Annotated in this window: 16 protein-coding genes, 6 tRNA genes and 1 pseudogene; 4 read left to right on the top strand and 19 right to left on the bottom strand. The window is 28.5% G+C overall.

Going from position 1 to position 22,420, the window contains the following annotated elements; genetic code table 11:
• Positions 1-139 precede the first annotated feature (139 nt).
• Positions 140-967 carry a precorrin-6A reductase gene (gene cobK, locus T523_RS05065; protein ID WP_042707819.1) on the top strand — a complete coding sequence of 276 codons (828 nt, stop codon included), beginning with the start codon at positions 140-142 and terminating at the stop codon, positions 965-967.
• Between the two features lie 285 nt (positions 968-1,252).
• Here cobK and T523_RS05060 read toward each other — a convergent pair.
• The 18 genes and pseudogenes from T523_RS05060 to T523_RS04975 all read right to left on the bottom strand — a co-directional run bounded on the left by T523_RS05060 (position 1,253) and on the right by T523_RS04975 (position 17,624).
• A tRNA-Ser gene (locus T523_RS05060) sits at positions 1,253-1,336 on the bottom strand.
• A gap of 175 nt (positions 1,337-1,511) precedes the next feature.
• Positions 1,512-1,820, bottom strand: coding sequence for a 30S ribosomal protein S10 (rpsJ, locus tag T523_RS05055; RefSeq protein WP_042707818.1), 309 nt, complete (start codon positions 1,818-1,820; stop codon positions 1,512-1,514).
• A gap of 155 nt (positions 1,821-1,975) precedes the next feature.
• Positions 1,976-3,217, bottom strand: coding sequence for a translation elongation factor EF-1 subunit alpha (gene tuf / locus T523_RS05050; RefSeq protein ID WP_042707817.1), 1,242 nt, complete (start codon positions 3,215-3,217; stop codon positions 1,976-1,978).
• A gap of 281 nt (positions 3,218-3,498) precedes the next feature.
• On the bottom strand, positions 3,499-5,691 hold the full coding sequence (locus T523_RS05045; RefSeq protein WP_042707816.1) for an elongation factor EF-2: 2,193 nt from the start codon (positions 5,689-5,691) through the stop codon (positions 3,499-3,501).
• Between the two features lie 71 nt (positions 5,692-5,762).
• A complete protein-coding gene (locus T523_RS05040) occupies positions 5,763-6,323 on the bottom strand; it encodes a 30S ribosomal protein S7 (protein WP_042707815.1) in 561 nt (186 codons plus the stop codon).
• A gap of 5 nt (positions 6,324-6,328) precedes the next feature.
• Positions 6,329-6,754 (bottom strand): 30S ribosomal protein S12, encoded by a 426-nt coding sequence (locus tag T523_RS05035; protein ID WP_016357966.1) that lies wholly within the window; start codon positions 6,752-6,754, stop codon positions 6,329-6,331.
• 749 nt (positions 6,755-7,503) lie between these two features.
• Positions 7,504-7,935, bottom strand: coding sequence for a NusA-like transcription termination signal-binding factor (locus tag T523_RS05030; RefSeq protein ID WP_042707814.1), 432 nt, complete (start codon positions 7,933-7,935; stop codon positions 7,504-7,506).
• A 6-nt stretch (positions 7,936-7,941) separates the two neighbouring features.
• Entirely contained in the window at positions 7,942-8,241 is a 300-nt protein-coding gene (locus T523_RS05025) for a 50S ribosomal protein L30e (RefSeq protein ID WP_198016029.1), read from the bottom strand.
• A 377-nt stretch (positions 8,242-8,618) separates the two neighbouring features.
• Positions 8,619-9,818 carry a DNA-directed RNA polymerase subunit A'' gene (rpoA2, locus tag T523_RS05020; RefSeq protein WP_042707812.1) on the bottom strand — a complete coding sequence of 400 codons (1,200 nt, stop codon included), beginning with the start codon at positions 9,816-9,818 and terminating at the stop codon, positions 8,619-8,621.
• 123 nt (positions 9,819-9,941) lie between these two features.
• Positions 9,942-12,623, bottom strand: a pseudogene (locus T523_RS05015) (DNA-directed RNA polymerase subunit A'); the annotation flags it as partial.
• Positions 12,624-12,678: 55 nt separating this feature from the next.
• Entirely contained in the window at positions 12,679-14,511 is a 1,833-nt protein-coding gene (gene rpoB / locus T523_RS05010) for a DNA-directed RNA polymerase subunit B (protein WP_042707811.1), read from the bottom strand.
• A gap of 21 nt (positions 14,512-14,532) precedes the next feature.
• Complete coding sequence (locus T523_RS05005) at positions 14,533-16,089, bottom strand: DNA-directed RNA polymerase subunit B'' (protein WP_042707810.1); 1,557 nt, start codon at positions 16,087-16,089, stop codon at positions 14,533-14,535.
• A gap of 334 nt (positions 16,090-16,423) precedes the next feature.
• Entirely contained in the window at positions 16,424-16,669 is a 246-nt protein-coding gene (locus T523_RS05000; protein WP_042707809.1) for a DNA-directed RNA polymerase subunit H, read from the bottom strand.
• Positions 16,670-16,749: 80 nt separating this feature from the next.
• Positions 16,750-16,823 (bottom strand) — tRNA-Lys (locus T523_RS04995).
• Between the two features lie 108 nt (positions 16,824-16,931).
• Positions 16,932-17,003 (bottom strand) — tRNA-Asp (locus tag T523_RS04990).
• Between the two features lie 141 nt (positions 17,004-17,144).
• Positions 17,145-17,218: transfer RNA gene (locus T523_RS04985), tRNA-Tyr, on the bottom strand.
• Between the two features lie 4 nt (positions 17,219-17,222).
• Positions 17,223-17,297 (bottom strand) — tRNA-Pro (locus tag T523_RS04980).
• 254 nt (positions 17,298-17,551) lie between these two features.
• Positions 17,552-17,624 (bottom strand) — tRNA-Thr (locus T523_RS04975).
• A gap of 415 nt (positions 17,625-18,039) precedes the next feature.
• Here T523_RS04975 and thiM (T523_RS04970) point away from each other — a divergent pair.
• From thiM (T523_RS04970) to thiE, 3 genes are all read left to right on the top strand, one after another.
• Positions 18,040-18,909, top strand: coding sequence for a hydroxyethylthiazole kinase (thiM, locus tag T523_RS04970; protein ID WP_042707808.1), 870 nt, complete (start codon positions 18,040-18,042; stop codon positions 18,907-18,909).
• Between the two features lie 30 nt (positions 18,910-18,939).
• Positions 18,940-19,809, top strand: coding sequence for a hydroxyethylthiazole kinase (thiM, locus tag T523_RS04965; RefSeq protein ID WP_042707807.1), 870 nt, complete (start codon positions 18,940-18,942; stop codon positions 19,807-19,809).
• 207 nt (positions 19,810-20,016) lie between these two features.
• Positions 20,017-20,646, top strand: coding sequence for a thiamine phosphate synthase (thiE, locus tag T523_RS04960; RefSeq protein WP_042707806.1), 630 nt, complete (start codon positions 20,017-20,019; stop codon positions 20,644-20,646).
• 430 nt (positions 20,647-21,076) lie between these two features.
• Here the strand turns inward: thiE and T523_RS04955 are convergent, their stop codons facing one another.
• Positions 21,077-22,321, bottom strand: a complete 1,245-nt coding sequence (locus T523_RS04955; RefSeq protein WP_042707805.1) for a phosphoglycerate kinase — start codon at positions 22,319-22,321, stop codon at positions 21,077-21,079.
• Positions 22,322-22,420: the final 99 nt, after the last annotated feature.

Here is a 22,420-nt window from a genome sequence, read left to right as displayed (position 1 = left end):
TATACATCTAATTATTAAAATAATAATAAGATATTAAAACAAATTAATTAAAATAAAATAATAAAAATTTAAATAATAATAAATTAGTAAAACATTAAAATTATTGATAAAACTATAAAATAAATAGGAGAAAAACAAGATGAATATCTTCATAATAGGTGGAACTGCAGAATCAATTGAAATAATAAAATTTATTAAATCTAAGTATAATGATTTAAGAATCATTACAAGTACCACAACAAGTTATGGATCAAAGATTGCAAAAGAAGCAGGAAGTGATATTGTAATAGCAAAACCTCTTCCTAAAGAAGATATTTTAAATGTTTTAAAAGATTATAATATAGACATAGTTATTGATGCAACACATCCATTTGCAGAACATATAAGTCAAACAATATCTGAAATAATTGATAAATTAAACATGCCATTTATTAGATTTGAAAGAGAATCTGTAGATATTAATTCTATGAAAAATATTAATCTAAATAAAATCCATCATGTAAAATCATTTAATGAAGGAGGAAAACTAATAAAAAACAATTTTAATAATCTTAATATTTTACATCTTGGAGGAATAAACACTGCCAGTGAAGTAATAAAATATGTTTCTAATGAAAATTTTTACATAAGAGTTTTAGCAGTTAAATCATCCCTTGATAAATGTAAAAGTCTTGGAATATTAAAAGATCATATATTTCCAATGACAGCAAGTAAAAATAAAGATAAAAAAATCCATATTAAAGAAAACGAAGATTTATTTAAAAAAATAAATGCTAAAGTAATTACAACTAAAGAAAGTGGAGATACTGGTGGATTTAAAGAAAAAATATATGCTGCAAATAATTTAGGTATTGATGTTATTATTGTAGATAGACCAATAATTCCTGGACTAAAAAATAAAACTAGTGTTAAATCTATAAATGAATTTGAAAAAGAACTAAATAAAATATTAGAAAACAAAAACTAAAAATTATTAAAATACAAAAATAATTCAGCAGGATATAAAAAATCAAAAAACTATTAAAACGGATAAAAAAAACTTTTTTTTAAAAATAAACTAAAAAAATAAAAAATATAAAAATTCTTTAAAAAAAAATAAAACTAAAAAGATAAAAAAGATAAAAAATCCTAAAAAAAATTAAAAAGATAAAAAACTTCTTTTAAAAAACTAAAAAAAACAATTAGAATTATATAAAAAAACTTTTTTTAAAAAAAACTAAAAAGAATTTATATTATAAAAAATATAAAGTTACGCCGAGACTGGGATTTGAACCCAGGCGGAGAAAGCTCCACAGGATTTCAAGTCCTGCGCCTTACCAGACTAGACTATCTCGGCACTTTAAAAAACAAGTAATAATATGTAATAAATAATTACAACATTATATTATTTTGTTAAATATACTATAAAAATTTAACTAATTTTAATAATATTAATAAAAAAATAGCTTAAGAAGAGCTAATTAATTTCAATATTTTAATTATAAAAATATTGAAAATAAAAAATAATTTAATTAGCTTTTAAGCTCAATTTCAATACTTACATTATCAGGTACATTGACTTTCATAACTTGTCTCATAGCCCTTTCATCAGCACCAATACTGACTAAACGTTTATGAATACGAAGTTCCCATCTTTCCCAAGAAGCTTTTCCTTCTCCATCAGGAGATTTTCTTGTAGGAACTACTAATTTTTTAGTTGGAAGTGGAATAGGACCAGATATATTTACACCAGTTCTTTCAGCAATTTTTTTAATTTGATCACAAACATATGCAAGTTTTTCTGGGTCAGTACCAGTAAGTTTAATTCTTGCTTGACTCATTAATTTTCCTCCAAAAAAATAAAACGAAAAAATAAATTAATAAAAAAACTTTTAAGAAAAAATAAACTATTTAATTTAAAATTTAGAAAATTTTCAAAAAAAATAAATTAGGTTAAAATAACCTAATTTAAAGACTTAAAAGTTAACTATTAAATCTATTTAGCTGGTTCAACACCAATACATAAACCAGCTGCAACAGTTTGACCCATATCACGAATAGCGAATCTACCCATTTGTGGGATTTCCCTAGCGTTTTCAACAACCATAGGTTTGGTAGGTCTAACTTTTACAATAGCTGCATTACCGGTTTTTAAGAAGTCAGGGTTTTCTTCATCTACTTGACCAGTTGCAGGGTTTAATTTTTTAGAAAGTTCTACAAAAGTACATGCAATTTGTGCAGTGTGACAGTGGAATACAGGAGTGTATCCAACAGTAATTACACCAGGGTGTTGTAAAACAACAATTTGTGCATCGAATTGTTTAGCAACAGTAGGAGCATCATCTGCATGACCTGCTACATCTCCTCTTCTTACATCGTTTTTACCGACACCTCTTACATTGAATCCTATATTGTCTCCAGGTTCAGCTGAAGGCATGGTTTCATGGTGTTCTTCGATAGATTTAACTTCTCCAGTAGCTCCTGCTGGTTCAAAGACAACATTATCTCCTTGTTTCATTACACCAGTTTCAACTCTTCCTACAGGTACGGTACCTACACCAGTAATGGTATATACATCTTGAATAGGGATTCTTAAAGGTTTGTCAATAGGTTTTTCAGGTACGGTTAAATCATCTAATGCAGAGATTAAATCTTTACCTTTGTACCATGGGGTGTTGGAACTTTTTTCACTAATGTTATCTCCTTCAAATGCAGAAAGAGGGATGAAAGGTACTTGATCAGGTTTGTATCCAATAGATTTAATTAATTTAGAAACTGAATCTTTGATTTCATTGTATTTATCTTCAGAGTAATCTACAACATCCATTTTGTTAACAGCAACAATAAGTTGGTTAATACCTAAAGTTTTAGATAAGAAAATGTGTTCTTTAGTTTGTGGCATTACACCATCGTCAGCAGCTACTACAAGTACAGCTGCATCTGCTTGAGAAGCACCAGTAATCATGTTTTTAACAAAATCTCTGTGTCCTGGGCAGTCTACTACAGTATAATCATATTTGTCAGTGGAGAATTTTTGGTGAGCTAAATCAATAGTTACTCCTCTTTCTCTTTCTTCTCCTAATTTATCCATAACAAATCTGAATTTGTTTTCTCCATCATCTAATTGTTGTTCTTGGATTGCTCCTGCGTTTAACAATAAGTGTCCTACTAAAGTTGATTTTCCGTGATCAACATGTCCAATAAATGCTAAGTTTAAATGTTCTTTTTGTTTTGCCATTTTAATTGACCTCCAATATATATTCTATAATCATCATTTTTTCGCATATTAATATAAGCATACATAATATAAGTTTAAGGTTGAGCTTATTAATATAGCATAATTAAAAATTATACTTTCAAATATAAAAACATAATGATTTTTATAAGATTTTTAAGTATTTTTTTATAATATTTGAAAAAAATAAAATTATAAAAAATAGAAAAATTTTCTAAATATTTATAATTTATATTAATTTTATTAACTTAAACAAGTTAAATTAAAGTTTTAAATTTTATTATCTATTCTAAGTAATGTTCTGGACCATATGGTTCTGGTGATAAACCTTTTCTTTCTCTGATTTCTCTAATAATTTTACTTTGTAATTCATGAGGTAATCTTTCAAAACCAGCGTTTTCAGTAGACCATAAACATCTACCTTCAGCAGCTGAACGAATATCTCCAGCAAATCCAAACATTTCAGCTACAGGTACTTTAGATTCAATAGTAACCATATCATTATGTTGGCCCATATTTACAATAGTACCTCTTCTGTTTTGTACTTCACGAGTACAAGATCCCATATAATCTTGTGGAACATTAATGAATACTTTTTGCATAGGTTCAAGTAAAGCAGGTTTAGCTAACATGATAGCTCCATAAATAGCTTTTCTGATAGCTGGTAATACTTGTGCAGGTCCTCTGTGAACTGCATCTTCGTGAAGTTTTGCATCAACTAATTTGAATTTTAATCCCATACAAATTTCATTTGCAATAGGTCCTTGATCCATAGCAGATTCGAATCCTTCTATTAATAATTCTTTAACTTCATCCAAGTATTGGATACCACGAGTCATGTTGATAAACATACTTTTACTGTATACATCCCATACTCTTCTAGCTTCATCTTTATTTAAACCATATTCCATGAATTCATTAGCAGCTTCTTTACCTTTAACTTTACCTTCTTTAAGTTCACCTTTTTGGTAAGCTGCGAATAATTCAGGTTCCATAGGTTCCACTTCAATGTAGAATCGGTTATGTTTGTTAGGGGATTTTCCTTCAACAGGCCCAGCAGTTCCACCAACAGTTTCTCTGTATACAACAATAGGTTCAGAAGTAGTGATCTCTACACCTTTCTCATTAATTCTATAAGAAATAACTTCTAAGTGAAGTTCTCCCATACCAGATACTAAGTGTTCTCCAGTTTCTTCATTAATTTCTACATGAATGGTTGGATCTTCTTTAGCTACTTGTCTTAATACTTCAATTAATTTTGGTAAATCTTTAGTGTTTTTAGCTTCAACTGCAACAGTAACTACTGGTTCAGAAATATGATCTAATCCTTCGAATTCTTTAATGTGATTATCAGGTGAACAAATAGTTTCTCCAGCAATAGCTCCACGAGCACCTGCAATATATACAATATTACCTACAGGAACAGAATCTGTGTTAACTCTTTCAGGACCGAAGTAAACACCAACTTGTTGTACTCTACTTTTACTGTGAGAACCAACAAGATATACTTCAGTACCTTTTTGAATTTGACCACCGTATACTCTTCCAGTAGCAATTTCTCCTGCATGTTTATCAACTGAAACGTTAGTAACCATTACTGCAAGAGGTCCATCAGGATCACAGTTAATCATTGATTGTCCTTCAGGACTGTCAATGTCACCATCCCAGATGTAAGGAACCCTGTAAGCTTGTGATTCTTTAGGGGAAGGTAAGTGTTCTACTACCATACTTAATAATACTTCAGAAATAGGTACTTTCTGAGCTAACTCTTTTTGATTATCTGCATTACAGTAATCAATAATATCTTTAAAAGTAATTCCAGTTTTTTGCATCATAGGAACATTAATAGCCCAATTATGATATGCTGAACCGAAAGCTACACTACCATCAGCTACATCAAATTTCCAATCATCTTTTTTATCTTCAGGAGCCATATTTTTAACTAATTTATTAGCTTCCATAATGATTTTAATAAACCTATTTTGTAACTCTTCAGGAGTTAATTTTAATTCATTGATTAATCTATCAACTTTATTAATAAATAAAACAGGTTTAACATGTTCTTTTAAAGATTGTCTAAGTACAGTTTCAGTTTGTGGCATGATACCTTCTACAGCACAAACAACTACAACAGAACCATCTACTGCTCTCATAGCACGAGTTACGTCTCCACCGAAATCAACGTGTCCAGGAGTATCGATTAAGTTGATTAAGTATTCTTCACCTTTAAATTTGTGAACCATAGATACGTTTGCTGCATCAATAGTAATACCACGAGCTTGTTCCTGTTCATCGAAATCTAAAAACCTTTGATCTCCAGCAAGATCTTCAGAAATCATTCCCGCACCTGCTAAAAGGTTATCAGATAAAGTTGTTTTACCATGATCAATATGTGCAACAATACCAATGTTTCTAATTTGATCAGGTTTATACATTAACTCCTTAATTTTTTCAATCATTTTTGAACGTCTACTCAAAATAATCACCTATAAAACATAAAAAATAGTTTAAAAGTCATATTAACTTCAAACTAAATTAGGCCATAAGCCTAGTGAGCTGCTTTAGCTACTCTTTCTTTTTCTTCTTTTTTCTGTAAAGCAAAGCTTCTTGAATCTTCATTAGATGCAAGGAGTAATTCATCTGCTAAACATTGACCTGCTGATTTTCTATTTTTAAATGCAGATTGGTAAGTTCCTCTTGTAATAAAACCTAAAGATAAATCTACCCTTCTTTGTGGAGAAATATCTACAGGAACTTGGTATCCTACACCACCATATTTAATACGAGTAGTTTCTTCACGAGGTGCAGTATTTTCTACTGCAGTAACTAAAATTTGAACCGGATTCTTTTTAGTTTTATCATGAATAATATCTAAAGCTTCATCAACAATAGAATATGCTTTATTTTTTTTACCAGAGTTAATAGAAGTTTTCATAATTTTGTTCATTAATCTTTCAACAATAGAAACTTTGGATTTTGCAAATTGTCTTTTTACATGTCTACCTGAGGTGTGAGGAATAGTTTCATCTAAACAGATGTATCTAACTAAACCTAAGTCACTTACTTCAACTTCAGATAAATCCCATTTATCAAATAATAAATTAGACACAATAATCACCTTACAGGTTTTTCAATTTTACCTGAAACCATTTCAGATAAAGCTACATTATTAACTTTGGATACTTTCCAACGGACTCCAGGAATATCACCCATAGATCTTCCAGATGGTCCTCCAATTCCTTCAATCATTACTTCATCATGTTCATCAATAAATCCAATTGCTCCATCACCTGGTGCAAAAGCGGTTAATTGTTTACCATTTTTAATTAATTGAACACGTACACATTTACGAATAGCAGAGTTAGGCTGTTTTGCTTCGATACCTACTTTTTCGATGACAATTCCCCTAGCTTGAGGAGCTCCTTCGAGAGGATCAGCTTTAACATCTAAACGTAATGCTTTCCTTTTATAATCTACATCTTTCCACTTAAAATTTTGTCTATTTTTTTTAAGTTTACCTGCTGCGAAAAGTCCTGGCATTATATTTCCTCTTTAAATTTTTTGTAAATAATTAATAGAATAAACTATTGAAATTAAAAATCCACCGCTGCGATTTACATTATACTGATGATTTTATAATGCAATCTAAATTTTTAATCAAAATAGAATCATCATAAAATACGACAAATAATCATTAAAAATTAATAATATATGATATTTATCTGTAGATAATGCTAATGAATAAAATAAAATAACATATAGTAAAAAGGCACACGATAACTATATATCCTATGTTAAATCTAATAAAATAATCCTTAAAATTAAAAATAAAAGATTTAAGGAAAAAACAACATAGCTAAATTTTAGCAATATCTATTAGTATAAATTATGTTAATAATTACATATAAATGTAATGTTTATAATAAAAAATAGCAATTAAAATAATGAATTCAAAATTTTTAAATAAAAATTAAATTCAATATTTAATTTATCAAAATACTTAAATAAATTTACTAATAAACGATATAAAATTATCAATATCTAAACAATTTGATAAAATATAAATTTAAAATAAAAAATTAATAAAATAATGTTTTATTAAAATATGTTTAAAAATTTAATTATCTCTAAAACAATTCATTTTAAAGAAAAATAAATTTAAATAATTTAAATAATTTAAATAAAGTAAAAATAAAAAAAATAAAAAATGATGGAAAAAGGAAAGAAATTCCTTTTTTTATAAAAGATAACAAAATATAAAAATACTATATTAAAATTAATAATTTAGCTTATTTTAAAATAATATTACTAATATTATGTTGCCTATTTGCTAAAAGTTTAGCTCTTTCGATATTTACTCCGCCTTTACCAATAGCAATACGTTTATTAGTATTGTCTGCAGTAACAGTAGCAACAATATCTCCAGATTCTTTTCTAGTAACTTTAATAGATTGAAGTTCTGCGGGAGAAAGAAGATTTTTAATAAATACAGTTGGATCGTCAGAATATTCAACGATTTCAACACCTTTATCTACTGCTCTTTTAACTTTATTTACAGTACTTCCACCTTTACCAATTGCTAAACCCATATCTCCATTTTTAACAACAAAAGTAACTTTTGCATTATCTTCATCAATGATACAATCTTTAACCATTGCACCAGTCATATTTTCAAATAATGCAATATATCTAATCTCATTAGAATTAAATTTAATAGACACTAAAATCTACCCCATTACTTCTAAAATAGTAGAATCTCCTGGATCGTTAATGACTAATGTTGCTACTGTAAATGGTTTACCACAAACTGAACCAAGAACTACACTGGTACCATCATAAACATAGTAAGGAACATTAGAAAGTTTAGAATAGTATTCTACATCTTCAATAATATCTTTAGGACTATTTTTTGCAACAATAACAAGTTGTCCTTTACCTAATTTTAAAGATTGAATTGATTTTTCAGAGCCTAAGATTACATCACCTGTATCTACTGCTACCCTGATTGCTCTATCTACGTCCATCATCTGCCTCCTTTAAATATTTAATTATAATAAAAATGGATTAAATCCATTGTAACAGAGTCTAAATTTTAGAATCTGCAAATAAGTATTAAAAAAATACTTGAAATTTCTAAAATCAATCAAATATTAATTTAGAAATATTATTACAGCAAAAAACTGTAAAAAATTTAAGCAAAACTATTAATTAAATAATAAGTTTCACATCTGAAAAAAATAAAATACATTTTTTATAAAAAAAATACAGCACAATTTAAATTATATAAACATAGTTTATAAACTTAATGTAAATAAAAAAATATTTTATATATTATTATAATATAATTTTAAGATTTTTAAAAAAATAATAAAAAGGATATTTAAAAATATCCAAAAAACTATTTTTAATCGTATTTTTCATCCATAACAACATGTACTGAACCAGTACCAAGTGGAATTGGTTGACCAATAATGATATTTTCAATAACACCAGTAAGTTTATCGATTTCACCATGAATACTAGCTCTAAGTAAATGTTTACCAGTTTCTTCAAATGCTGCACGAGCAAGAACACTTGATTTTTCTCCACCAATACCATGACGACCAATAGATTTAACTACTCCTTCAGAAGTCATCATATCAGCAACTAACATAATATGTCTTATATCAACAGAAAGACCTTGGTTTTCAAGAGTACTTACTGCTTCGTTAATAATAGCATTACGTGCTGCTTCAATACCTAAAACAGTGTAAATTTCATAGATATCATTGGTTTTAGTTTTTCTATTGTCAACACCATCAATTTTAAGAATTTCTTTTAAATTAGAACCTTCTGTGTGTAAAGTATATTCTTCTTCTTTTCTAATAATAACTTTACCAATTCCTTTTAAACCACTGATTTGAGTATCTCTTATTTTATCAGCTAAAAGACGTAATTCCCTAATTGAACTTTTAGAAGGTTGTAATGTAAATTTAGAATCATCATCTTTATCAACATCAACCTTTTTAGTTATTTTTTCCATTTTAGAAATTATGTCATCATAGTCAAGTTTTTTATCATCAACGATTTTAGATTTATTTAATTTAACTTCAACTTCCATTTCAGCATAATTAATATTAAAATCTTCAATTACATCATTGATAGTACTTTTACCAATATAATTTGCAAGTTTTCTTACAAATTCTTCATCTTGATTAGGTGCTAAGTCTTTACCATCTGCAATTTCACCACTAAGATAAATATCCATAGTAGGAGTTGCAATTTTTTTCCTAGCATCTACAATCTCAATAAGCCTAGGTAAACCTAATGTTACGTTTAATTCAGATACTCCAGCAAAGTGGAAAGTACGCATAGTCATCTGAGTACCTGGTTCTCCTACAGATTGTGCTGCAACAGTACCAACAGCCTCTCCAGCTTGGATGAAAGATCTTTCATAAGCTTCTTGTACTTTATCAATAACTTTACTTAATTCATCATCAGTTAAATCATGTTTAATACGAGCATTACTTATGTCTTCTATATAAGATTTAGGAAATTGTAAACCTTTATCTTTTACAATACTTTTAACTAATGTTTTAGCCTCATCAAAAGTTTCTTCAGACATACTCTACTCCTCCACTTTCTCAGTTTTACCTTTATTTTGTTTATACATTTCACCGTTTACCCATTTGAAAATTGGATTTTCTTTTGGGTTAGATTTACCATAATCATAAGTTAATTCATAAGGTTCTTTTTTAGCTGATTTTTTAGAGTTAGAATTAACTCTCATTTCACTAATGACTTTTTCAAGATCAACTACTTTACCATGATCACTTTTTGCAGGATCTACACCATCTTCACCAAACATAGTTTGGATAACCATACCACAATTATCAGTAACAAGACCTTTAGAATTAACTTTTAAATCTTCAAGTGCATTTACAAGTCTTCTTTGCATATAACCAGATTGAGCAGTACGAATAGCAGTATCTACAAGACCTTCTCTTCCACCCATTGCGTGGAAATAGAATTCAATAGGATCAAGACCACTTTTATAACTAGAATAAACAAATCCTTTAGCTTTAGCACCTAATTCTTTTTTCCTAAAGTGAGGTAATACTCTATCTTTATAACCCCTATTAATACGTCCACCACGAATAGCTTGTTGTCCTACACAAGCAGCAATCTGAGTTAAATTTAACATAGATGCTCTTGCACCAGTTTTTGCCATTACTACAGAGTGATTAGACATATCAAATTTATTGTGACATGAAACAATAGATTCATCTTTAACATTACCAAAGTATTTCTCAGTAATTGCTCCTGCTTTATCCCTTGCTTCACCAAGAACCTGTACAATTCTCATTTCTAATGTTTCTTCAAGACTTCTACCTGGTAAAGGTGCAAGATATCCTTCATTATATGTATCAACAAGTTCATCTACATCTTTTTCTGCTTTTAATAAATGTTCACTGATTCTTTCTTGTGCTTCTTCAGGAATTTCTTCATCATTAAGACTGGTAGTGATACCAGTTTTCATAATACCTGCAATAGCCATATCAGTAGATCTATCAAGGAATTCACGAGCAGCAGAAGGACCATACTCTTTAGCAATCCTATCTAAGATTTTACCAGAACCTGAACCATATGCATTTTCATCAATAATACCGGAAACAAGTTCTCCATTTTTAATAACAACATATGCTTCATTTTTACAATCTTGTTTAAGACATCCATCTTCACAGTGTCTGCAAATATTAGCCCTATAACTCATATTTAAGTCATCAGGTAATAAAAGACTGAATAATTCTTTACCAGTCCAATCTTTATGTTTACGTTTAGGCATTTTAAGATGTGATTTTCTAATTAATTGAAATGCATCTTCTTCAGAATATACTGATTCTTTTCTAGTGAATAAATATCCTCCAGAAATGTGATCGTGAATAGCTCCAATAATTGGTCCACCATACCTTGGAGAAAGAATATGTTCTTGAACCCTCATAATAGATTTAGCTTCTGCTCTAGCTTCATCAGTTTGTATAATGTGCATATTCATTTCGTCTCCATCGAAATCTGCATTATATGGAGGACATACACATAAGTTTAATCTAAATGTTTTATAAGGTAAAACTTTAACTTCATGAGCCATCATAGACATTCTATGAAGGGAAGGTTGACGGTTAAATAAAACCATATCTCCATCATGAAGATGTCTTTCTACAATGTAACCGGGTTTTAATTGTTCTAAAATTTTATCTTTAGTTTCATCATAAACCCTAATTTTTCTTCCATCTAAACGGACAACATAATTAGCACCTGGATGAACATTAGGTCCATTATTAATATATTCTTTCATTTCATCGATGTTCCATTCATTTACATAAGTAGGTACAGTTACCTCTTTAGCAATCATTTCAGGTACACCGACTTCATTAATAGATATATTTGGATCAGGAGAAATTACAGTACGTGCAGAAAAATTAACCCTTTTACCAGATAAATTACTTCTGAATCTTCCTTCTTTACCTTTTAACCTTTGAGCTAAAGTTTTAAGAGGTCTTCCAGATCTATGTCTAGCAGGAGGAACACCACTTGCTTCATTATCAAAGTAAGTTGTAACATGGTATTGTAAAAGTTCCCATAAATCTTCAACAATAAGTTGAGGAGCACCTGCTTCCATATTTTCAATAAGTCTTTGATTAATTCTTAAAATATCTACAAGTTTATGGGTTAAATCATCTTCTGACCTTTCACCAGTATCTAATGTAATAGAAGGTCTTACAGTTACTGGAGGAACAGGAAGAACAGTAAGAACCATCCATTCTGGACGTGCTACTTCCGGATTTACACCTAAAACGTAAGCATCATCATCACTAATTCTTTCTAATTTTTCCCTAACTTCACTAGCAGTTAATTTATAGTCACCTTGAGTAATAGTTGTAGGTTTATCTATTTTAATATCTTCTTGTTCTGCACCACAATGAGGACATGTACTTTTTTTAGCAGCATTATAAACTTCTTTAATTATATCATTAATGTTTTCATCATGTGCTTTACAAAAATCAATTTTTTGTTTAAATTCCTCAATTTCAACATCATCAAGAAGGATACGACCACATTCATTACAAGTAGAACGTAATATTTTATGTATTACATCACCAAAACCAACATGAACAACTGGTCTTGCTAAATCAATACTACCAAAGTGTCCTTCACAGTCTCCTCCCCTATAACCACAAGTACGGCATTTTAAACTAGGATCAATAACACCTAAATGAGGATCCATTAAACCATTTTCAATAGGATAACCATCCTCATCATAAGTATCAGGAGTTTGAATTTTAACTACAGATAATTTCCTAATTTGTTCAGGAGACATAAGTCCAAAATTAATCTGTTTAATTTTTTTAATAATTCCATCATCTCTCAAATTATTGGCTCCTTCATAATAAATATCAATAATTTAATTCAACAACATGCTTCGTCTAAACTTTGTCTCCTAAGACTAATTTAGGGAAGATACATAAACTTTTAAGTTCATCAAGTAAAAGTTTAAATGCATAAGATATTTCAATTGGATAAGATTCAGTATCTCCACAGATAGGACAATAAGTTTTATTTCTACCTTTATCATATACTGCAAGCATACCACAATTACCACAGACAATAGCTTCGTATTTATCTGATTCATCTAATAATCTTTCTTTAAGAGTAAGTGCTGCACCATGTGCAATAAGACAATCTCTTTCCATTTCTCCAAATCTTAAACCACCTTCACGAGCCCTACCTTCAGTAGGTTGACGTGTAAGTACTTGTACAGGACCTCTTGAACGAGCATAAACTTTATCAGAAGTCATATGATGTAATTTCTGATAGAATGCTACTCCAACGAAAATTTCAGCTTCTATTCTTTCACCAGTAACTCCACTGTATAATGATTCACATCCTGCAGATTCAAAACCATAATCTATTAAAGTTTCTTTAATTTCTTTTTCTATTTCTTTATTAAATGGAGTACCATCTACTCTTTTACCAGCAAGACATCCGGCTTTACCTGCAACCATTTCAAGTACTTGTCCAACAGACATCCTTGAAGGGATAGCGTGAGGATTTACAATTACATCAGGAACAATTCCATCTTCAGTAAATGGAACATCATCTTGAGATAATATAAGGCCAACTACACCTTTTTGACCGTGTCTTGATGCGAATTTATCACCAAATTCAGGTTGTCTTGTATCTCTTACACGTATTTTTGCAAGACGACTACCTTCAACTGTTTCAGTTAAAAGTACTGCATCAACAATACCTTTTTCACCATGACGAACAGTAACAGAAGTTTCTCTTCTTTTTTCTGAAACTGTACCAAATTCATCAATTTCTTCAAGGAATCTTGGAGGTGATGTTTTTCCAATAAGAACATCTCCAGATTCTACATAACTTTCAGGATTTACAACACCATCTTCATCAAGATGTCTGTATGCATCTTCTGAACGATAACCTTTAATATTTTTATCTGGAACTTCAAATTTATCTTCTTGACCACCAGGATAACGTTTCTCTGAAGTGTCATATGACCTAAAGAAAGAACTTCTACCTAAACCTCTTTCAATAGAAGATTTATTTAAAATCATAGCATCTTCCATGTTATATCCTTCATAACTCATTAAAGCTACAACGAAGTTTTGACCAGAAGGTCTTTCATCATAATCTGTTGAATCAATAATACGTGTTTTAACAATAGGTTTTTGAGGGTGATGTAACAAATGTGCCCTTGTATCAGTACGTAAACCATAATTAGATACATATAAACCTAATGCTTGTTTTGTCATACCAGATTCCATAGTATTCCTTGGTGAAGAATTATGATCTGAAAATGGAATAATTCCAGCACAAATACCTAACATAGTTGCTGGATCTATTTCTAAATGAGTGTATTCATTTCTGAAAGGATTTGTTTCATCATTCAAATCTTCAAGAGTCATTGCAATATATGCATTTTCTTCTTCTTCAGCATCAAGATATTCAATAAGACCCATATTAATTAAATCTTGCCATTTTAAATCTTTAACAGAAACTTGATCTAAATGATCTTTAGTTAAAAGAGGTTTACCATCTTTAACAATGATTAAAGGTCTTCTAGCTCTACCTGGATCATTGAATATGTAAATTTCATTATTATCCTCGTAATAAGTGATATTCATTTCATATGAAATTTCTCCAGCTCTCCTTTTTTCTCTCATTTCTTGAGTGAATGTTTCTGGATCATCACAATAACCAAGGAGTTCACCATTAATATAAATTTTAGCATCTTCCATAAATAATAATCCTCCAGAAATCTATTGAGATTCTTTCAATACTCCCATACTTTTAATAACATCAACAATTTCCTGAGTATCTGAACCTTCAGATATTTTACACATTAATGCTAAGTTTTTAACTAAACCACAATTAGGACCCTCAGGAGTTTCATTTGGACATATTTTACCAAATTGTGTTGGGTGTAAATCTCTTGCTTCAAAGTGAGGTTGACTTCTTGTTAAAGGAGATACAACACGTCTTAAATGAGAAAGAGTTCCCATATAACTTGTCCTATCTAAAAGTTGGCTTACACCAGCTCTACCTCCAACCCAATTACCAGTTGCAATAGCATGTTTAATATTCTCTGTTAAAACATCAGATCTTACAGCTTGTTTAATTGAAAGTTCTTTACCTCTTGAAATACTTCTTTCTAATTGATAACTCATATCCCTAGTAAGTGAAGTGAAAGCTACTCTAAATAAATCTTCCATTAAATCTCCAGATACTCTTAATCTTTTATTAGTATAATGATCTTTATCATGTGGTTCACGTTGACCTTCAATAACTTGAAGTAACATTTCAGTCATTTCAGCTAAATATATAGCTTTATCGTGACGTTTTTCAGGTTCAGTACCCATATGAGGTAATAAATACCTATCAATAACATCTTTTGCACGTTTGATACGATAATCTTCACCCATTCCTTTAGCTACACGATTACCAATAAATTTAAGAGCTTGTTGACTTAAATAATCCCTTCTTTCTTCTTTAGTTAAATCAGTCATTTCATTAGGATCAAGTTTTAATGATGGTTCAGATACTTGAATATCATCTGCAATCATCATTTGGAAGTTAAAATCATCTTTAGATATAGCTTTAATAATTTCTTGATCAGTAGAAAGACCTAAAGCACGTAAAAGAATAACAAGAGGAATTTCACCAGGAACATAAGGGAAAGAAATTCTTAAAAATACGCCTTTTTTACGAGGTTTTTTATATTCTAAGTTAATTCTTGCTCTAAAACCACTTTTAATAGAAGTAACAACAGCTTTAGCACGTCTATCTTCAATATTTCCTATTCTTTCTAATATTATTTTATTTGGTGCAATTTCTTCCATTGTAACTACTGCTCTTTCAGAACCATTTACAATGAAATATCCTCCAGGATCTTGAGGATCTTCACCAATATCTTTTAATTCTTCATCACTTAAACCATTTAAATGACAAATATTTGATTTAAGCATAACTGGTAATTCACCAATATAAACATCCTCAAATTCAGCTTCAGGTTCGCCTTCAACATCTAATGCCATTTGTAAATACATGTGAGCAGAATAGTTTAAATTTCTAAGTCTAGCTTCAGTAGGATAAATTTCACTTTTAGAACCATCTGCTTCTTTAGTAAAAGGTGGTTCAATATGTAATTTACCAGTACGTACAGTATATTTACCTTTTTCTAAACTAATAGGATCAGTAATATCTATAATTTTTTGAATACGGTTTTCTACAAAATCATTATATGATTTAATATGATGGTCTACTAAATTATATTCATCAAAAAATGAATCTACTAATGCCCATGTCTCTTTTGTCATGAACTTCCTCCAATACTTTTTAAAAAAATTTACAATACAATAAAAATGGATACATAAGTAAATATTTAATAAAATAAGAATAATCAATAATCTAAAATAAAGAGCATATACTTTAATAATTATAATTAGTAAAAAAAAATAGTACACTAGTCAATTTCTAGTACTACTATAAAAAAGTAGTAAACATACAGAATATACTAAAACTAAATTAAATTTAAGAATTACATAATCAGATGTGCAGAAATTAATAATTAAAAAAAAGCAATGACTAAAATACTTAAATTTTATTTACTAAAATATATTTTATGATTAAACTATTTAATAATATCAGTATCTAATCAGAATCTCTGTCTACAACTAATCTGTAAGTTACAAACATTCCAGCAGTTTTACTTTCACGAGTAATTCTAAGAATGTCTCCTTCTTTAGCACCTATTTCTTTAACAACAGGATCTTTTAATAAAATTTTTGGAAGGTTTTCTTCATCATATTCTAAATTTTCTATAAATTCTTCTTTTTCTTTTTCACTTAAAATCTCATGTTTAGGAACTAAATCATGTTTTTGGATATCCAATTTCAAATTAATTTCCTCCAAATATGAAAAATCGATAAAAAATTATTGAAAAACTCATAAAATAAAAATATAAAAAAACTAGAAAACGGGCCCGACGGGAATTGAACCCGCGGCCGCTTGGTTAAAAGCCAAGCGCTCTGCCAGACTGAGCTACGAGCCCTCACAAATACATTTAAATTTTGGATAGTTTCCAATATTTATTTATGTTAGCATACTATATAAAGCTTTTGTAAAATTAAGAATTAAAGTTAATTCACTTTTAGAAAAGCGCCTTGGCCGGGATTTGAACCCGAGTCGCGGGCTCGACAGGCCCACATGATAGCCCCTACACCACCAAGGCACAGTAACTAAATAAAATTAACATATTAAACTCTATAATATGCAACTATTAATACTTTAATCATCATAGTATATAAATGTTTGCATATTTCACTATAAAAAAATGAAAAATACACAAATATGATAAATTTAAAATATTAAATCCCGCCTGCCGGACTTGAACCAGCAACATTTGGATCTACAGTCCAACGCTCTGCCAAATTGAGCTAAGGCGGGACAGTGGGACCGCCCGGATTTGAACCGGAGTCTCAGGCTCCCAAAGCCCAAAGGATCGACCAAGCTACCCTACGGTCCCATATGAAATTATATAAACAATATAACTATCTAATACTTTAGATTAAAGTCATATATAAATATTTCGTTTTTACTATAAAATTTATTAAATTTTTATTATATTTAATAAAAATACATTAATAAAGTTCTCTCTAAACAAATAATAGAAAAAACATAAATGAATTTTCACTAGATATTAAAAAAATAACATATTAACATAGTAAAAAACTAAACAAATATTTTAATAATATTTAAAAAAATTTAAATAATATTAAAAGCCCCGAGGGGGAATTGAACCCCCGACCACCAGATTACAAGTCTGGCGCTCTACCGACTGAGCCACCGAGGCATAATTGGTATACTAACATAACTACTTTTATCCAATTTAATATATAAATGTTATTATTATTTTTATAAAAAAAGTATAGAATAGAATAAATATAAAAATTAACAAATGTTATATTATAAATATAATAAGTAATTCTTGTTAAAATTTATTAAATAATTTAAAAATCACTTATTTAATTTTAAAAATAGATTGATTTAATAAACTTAAATTTTTTAAATAAATAAGTTTTCAAGATACTTATAAATTACAATTTTAAATTAGATAATATCTATTTTTAAAAATGTATCATGATTATATATTTAATTAAAAATTTTAAATAAAGTTAATATTTAAAATTAAAAATTAAATAAAATTTAAATTTTAAGTTTTTGACACAAAATTTTTTTAAAATAAAAAAATATTTAAAGAGAATAATATGATTACAAGTGAAAAAATTCTAGAACAAACAAAAGAAGGACTTTCAAACATTAAAAATATAAGCCCATTAACCCAATGTATAACGAATATAGTTACATCTAATGACTGTGCAAATGCAGTTCTTGCAGTAGGTGGATCACCTATGATGGCAGATGATGCAGAAGAAGAGGAAGAAGTTGTAGTTATAGATAAAGCACTTGAAATAAATATTGGTAAATTAAGTAAAGACCAAAGAAAAGCAATGTTTGTAGCTTGTAAAAAAGCAAATGAAGTAAATGTTCCAATTATTTTAGATCCTGTAGGAGTAGGAATAAGTAATCTTAGAAATGAAACTGTATTAAAAATAATTAAAGATTATAAACCTACTGCAATTAGAGGCAATATGTCTGAAATCAAAACTATTGCTAGATTAATTGGAGTTATTAATGAAGAAACTATAGCAAAAGGTGTAGATGTAGCAGATGAAGATATCATCTCTAAGGAGAATATTGAAAAAAATGGTAAAATTGTAAAAGCTCTAGCAAAAGAACTTAATACAATTGTAATGGCTAGCGGTCCAATTGATATAATCTCTGATGGGGAAAATATATACACTATAGAAAATGGTAGCGACATGATGCCAAGAATAACAGGATCAGGATGTATGCTTTCTGCAGTAGTAGCAGCATTTGTTGGTTCAAACAAACCATTAATAGGAGTAGTTACTGCAGCTTTAACTATGGCAATTGCAGGAGAAATAGCTGGAAATTACTGTAAAGAAAACAATCTTGGAACTGGAAACTTCAGAGCATATCTTATTGATGAATTATATAAAATAAATTATGAAACTATTAAAAAAATGGCTAAATTTAATTCATTAAATATATAATTTATATATTAATTAAAAAGAGGTTAAAATATGGATAATGAAATACTTAATAAATGTAGCGAAGCATTAGAAAATTTAAGAACAAAAGCACCACTTACACAATGTATCACTAATATTGTAACAGTTAATGATTGTGCAAATGCAGTTCTTGCAATTGGAGCATCACCATTAATGTCAAATGATGAAACAGAACAAAGAGAAATAGCTAGAATTGATAGTTCTATTGTAATAAATATTGGTACTTTAACTAAAAACCAAATTATAGGAATGTTTACTTCTGCAGATGAAGCAAATAAAATTGGAACTCCAATAATTCTTGATCCTGTAGGAATTGGAATTAGTGCACTTAGAAATGATACAAGTTTAAAAATTATTAGAGATTATCATCCTACTGCAATACGTGCAAACATGTCTGAAATTAAAGCAATAGCTAAATTTGTAGGAATTTTAGAAAATGTTGAAAATATTGTTAAAGGTGTAGATGTAGCAGATGAAGATATTATATCTAGTACTAATATTAAAGTAAATGGAAGAATCGTTAAAGAATTAGCAAAAGAACTTAATACAATTATATTTGCAAGTGGTCCAATTGATATTATATCAAATGGAAAAAACACATACACAATAGAAAATGGTAGTGACATGATGCCAAGAATAACAGGAACAGGATGTATGTTATCTTCAATACTTGGTGCATTTATTGGATCAAATGAAGATAAATTAATAGCTACAATAAGTGCTGGATTAAGTATGGGAATTGCAGGAGAAATAGCTGGAAATTACTGTAAAGAAAACAATCTTGGAACAGGTAGTTTTAGAACTCAACTTATTGATGAATTATATAAATTAAATAAAGAAGAAATTTTAAGTAAAGCTAAATTAAATACCTTAAAATTATAAATAAATTAAATTTTTAAATTTAATTTAAAAAATCAAGATTTTCAATTAATTAATATTAATATTTATACTAATAGAAATATATTGAATTTATATAATAAAATCATTAAATTAAAAATATATTTTATTTCAATTTTAAAATAAATAGATTTCAATAGCATTTAAAATAAATTTTTTTATTAATTAATTTTAAAACGGAGATAGACAAATATGGAAAATATTGATTATTCTTTATATCTTGTAACAAATAGTAAAAATAAAAGAAATCAAGAATTCTTAGATATTATTGAAGAAAGTATTAAAGGTGGAGTAAGTATTGTACAAGTTCGTGAAAAAGAACTTGATCTTATACCTTTTTATGAAAAAGCAAAAGCAGTTAAAGAAATAACTGACAAATATAATATTCCGCTTATAATCAATGATAGATTAAGTATTGCAATAGGTCTTGGTGCAGATGGTGCACATGTAGGTCAAGAGGATATTGATGGGTCAATAGCAAGAGATATACTTGGACCAGATAGAATACTTGGAATATCTGCTCAAACAGTTGAACAAGCTAAAAAAGCAGAAAAAGACGGTGCTGATTATATAGGTTGTGGAGCAGTTTTCCCAACAAGTACAAAAGAAGATGCAGATTCTGTAAGCATTGAAGAATTTAAAAAAATCAAAGAAGCAGTAAATATTCCTGTAGTTGCAATTGGTGGAATCAAAATAGATAATGTTAAAGATTTAAAAGGCACAAATGCTGATGGAATATCCGTAGTTTCTGCTATTATGGATGCTGAAGAACCAAAAGAAGCTAGTGAAAAATTACTTGAAGAGTTTAAAAAAATTAACTAAACTCTTAACTTTTTTTATAAAAATAAAATATTTTATACCTAACTAAAAATCATACTTATTCTAAAACAAATTTATAGCTAAATAAAAATCATATACTTATTTTAAAAGAAAATACTATTTATACCCAATAAAAATCATACTTATTCTAAAACAAAAATTATATTAAATATAGTTTTAAATTTAAAAATTTTAATTGATTAATAATTTTAAGTTTTAACATAAATCTAAATAAATTCAATAATATTTCAATTTAATAATAAAATCAGAAATAAAATATATACTAAAAAAAGCAACAGGAAAACAATAAAAAACATACAAAAATAATAAAAAACCTACTAAAAACAACAGAAAAAATACAAAAACAACAAAAAACAGTACTAAAAAACAAAAAATATAAAAAATAATAAAAAACCTACTAAAAAAATAAAAATTAAATTTTTAATTTTTTATCAAATCTTTTTTTATTATCAATTAATGCTTCAACAGCATCTAATTTTTTACCAGCAAGTAAATTAATACAAGCTCCACCACCACTACTTACATGATTAACTTTATTTTCATATCCCATATTTACTGTAGCAGCACCAATATGTCCACCACCAATAATAGAATAACCTTTAGATGATGCAATTGCATTAATAATATCTTCAGTACCTATTGAGAATAATGGATTTTCAAATACACCTGCAGGACCATTTGCAAATATTGTTTTTGCATCCATAATAGATTTTGCATATTCTGCACTAGTATTTTTACCAATATCATAAATTGGATAATCTGGAATTTCATCAATACTTACATCTACTCTTTCACCATCAATTTCAACAGCTACATCTTTAGGATAAATTATTTGATTAGAATATTTATCAAGTAAACCTTTACATTTATCAATCATATCAAGATAACCTTGAGATTTAATTAAATCCATATTTGGTTTACCAATATTATATCCTGCTGCTGCAAGGAAAATATTAGCAACAAGACCACTAGTTAAAACATAATCTGCAGTACCATTTGCACAAACATTTTCAGCTACCATAATAGAATCATCAGCTTTCATACCACCAAGTGCAAATACACATGGAGATTTAACATTATCTAATGTAGATTGAATAATATGTAACTCATGCTCCATTACACGACCAGCAGCAGAAGGTGTATCAAGTGTAAAACCTACAAGTGAAACTTGTCCACGATGAGCTGCTGCAAATGCATCATTAACAAAATAATCAATTAATGGTGAAAGTTCACGTACAATCATTGATTGTGCTTGTTGTTCGACTGGACGTTTTAATGATTCTTCTGAGAAAAATCTAACATTCTCAAGAAGAAGTACTTCACCAGGACGTAAATTATTAATTGCAAGTTTAGCAGGAGTTGAAAATATACTATCAACATATTTAACTTTTCTTCTAAGCAACCTACTTAAAACATCAGAATGTTGTCTTAAAGTAGTAAAATCCTTTTTACCTGGACGTGATTGATGAGCTAAAATTATTACCCTAGCTCCTTTTCTTGCAAGTTCTAAAATTGTCTTAGAATGCAATTTCATACGAGTATCATCTAAAATAGAACCAGTGTTTGGATCTACTGGTGAATTAATATCAATCCTTAAAAGTACTGTCTTACCCTCTACATCAAAATCATCAATAGTATAAAACTTTCCAACCATTATTCCACTCTTAAAAATATATTAATATTAAATATGTAATTACTATTTTATAAAATTTAGTAAAATCTTAAAGTTAATTAAAAAATCAAAAAATATGTAATT

Source organism: Methanobrevibacter wolinii SH, from assembly GCF_000621965.1.
Lineage (GTDB): Archaea > Methanobacteriota > Methanobacteria > Methanobacteriales > Methanobacteriaceae > Methanarmilla > Methanarmilla wolinii.
This window is presented reverse-complemented; position numbering and strand designations above follow the sequence as displayed.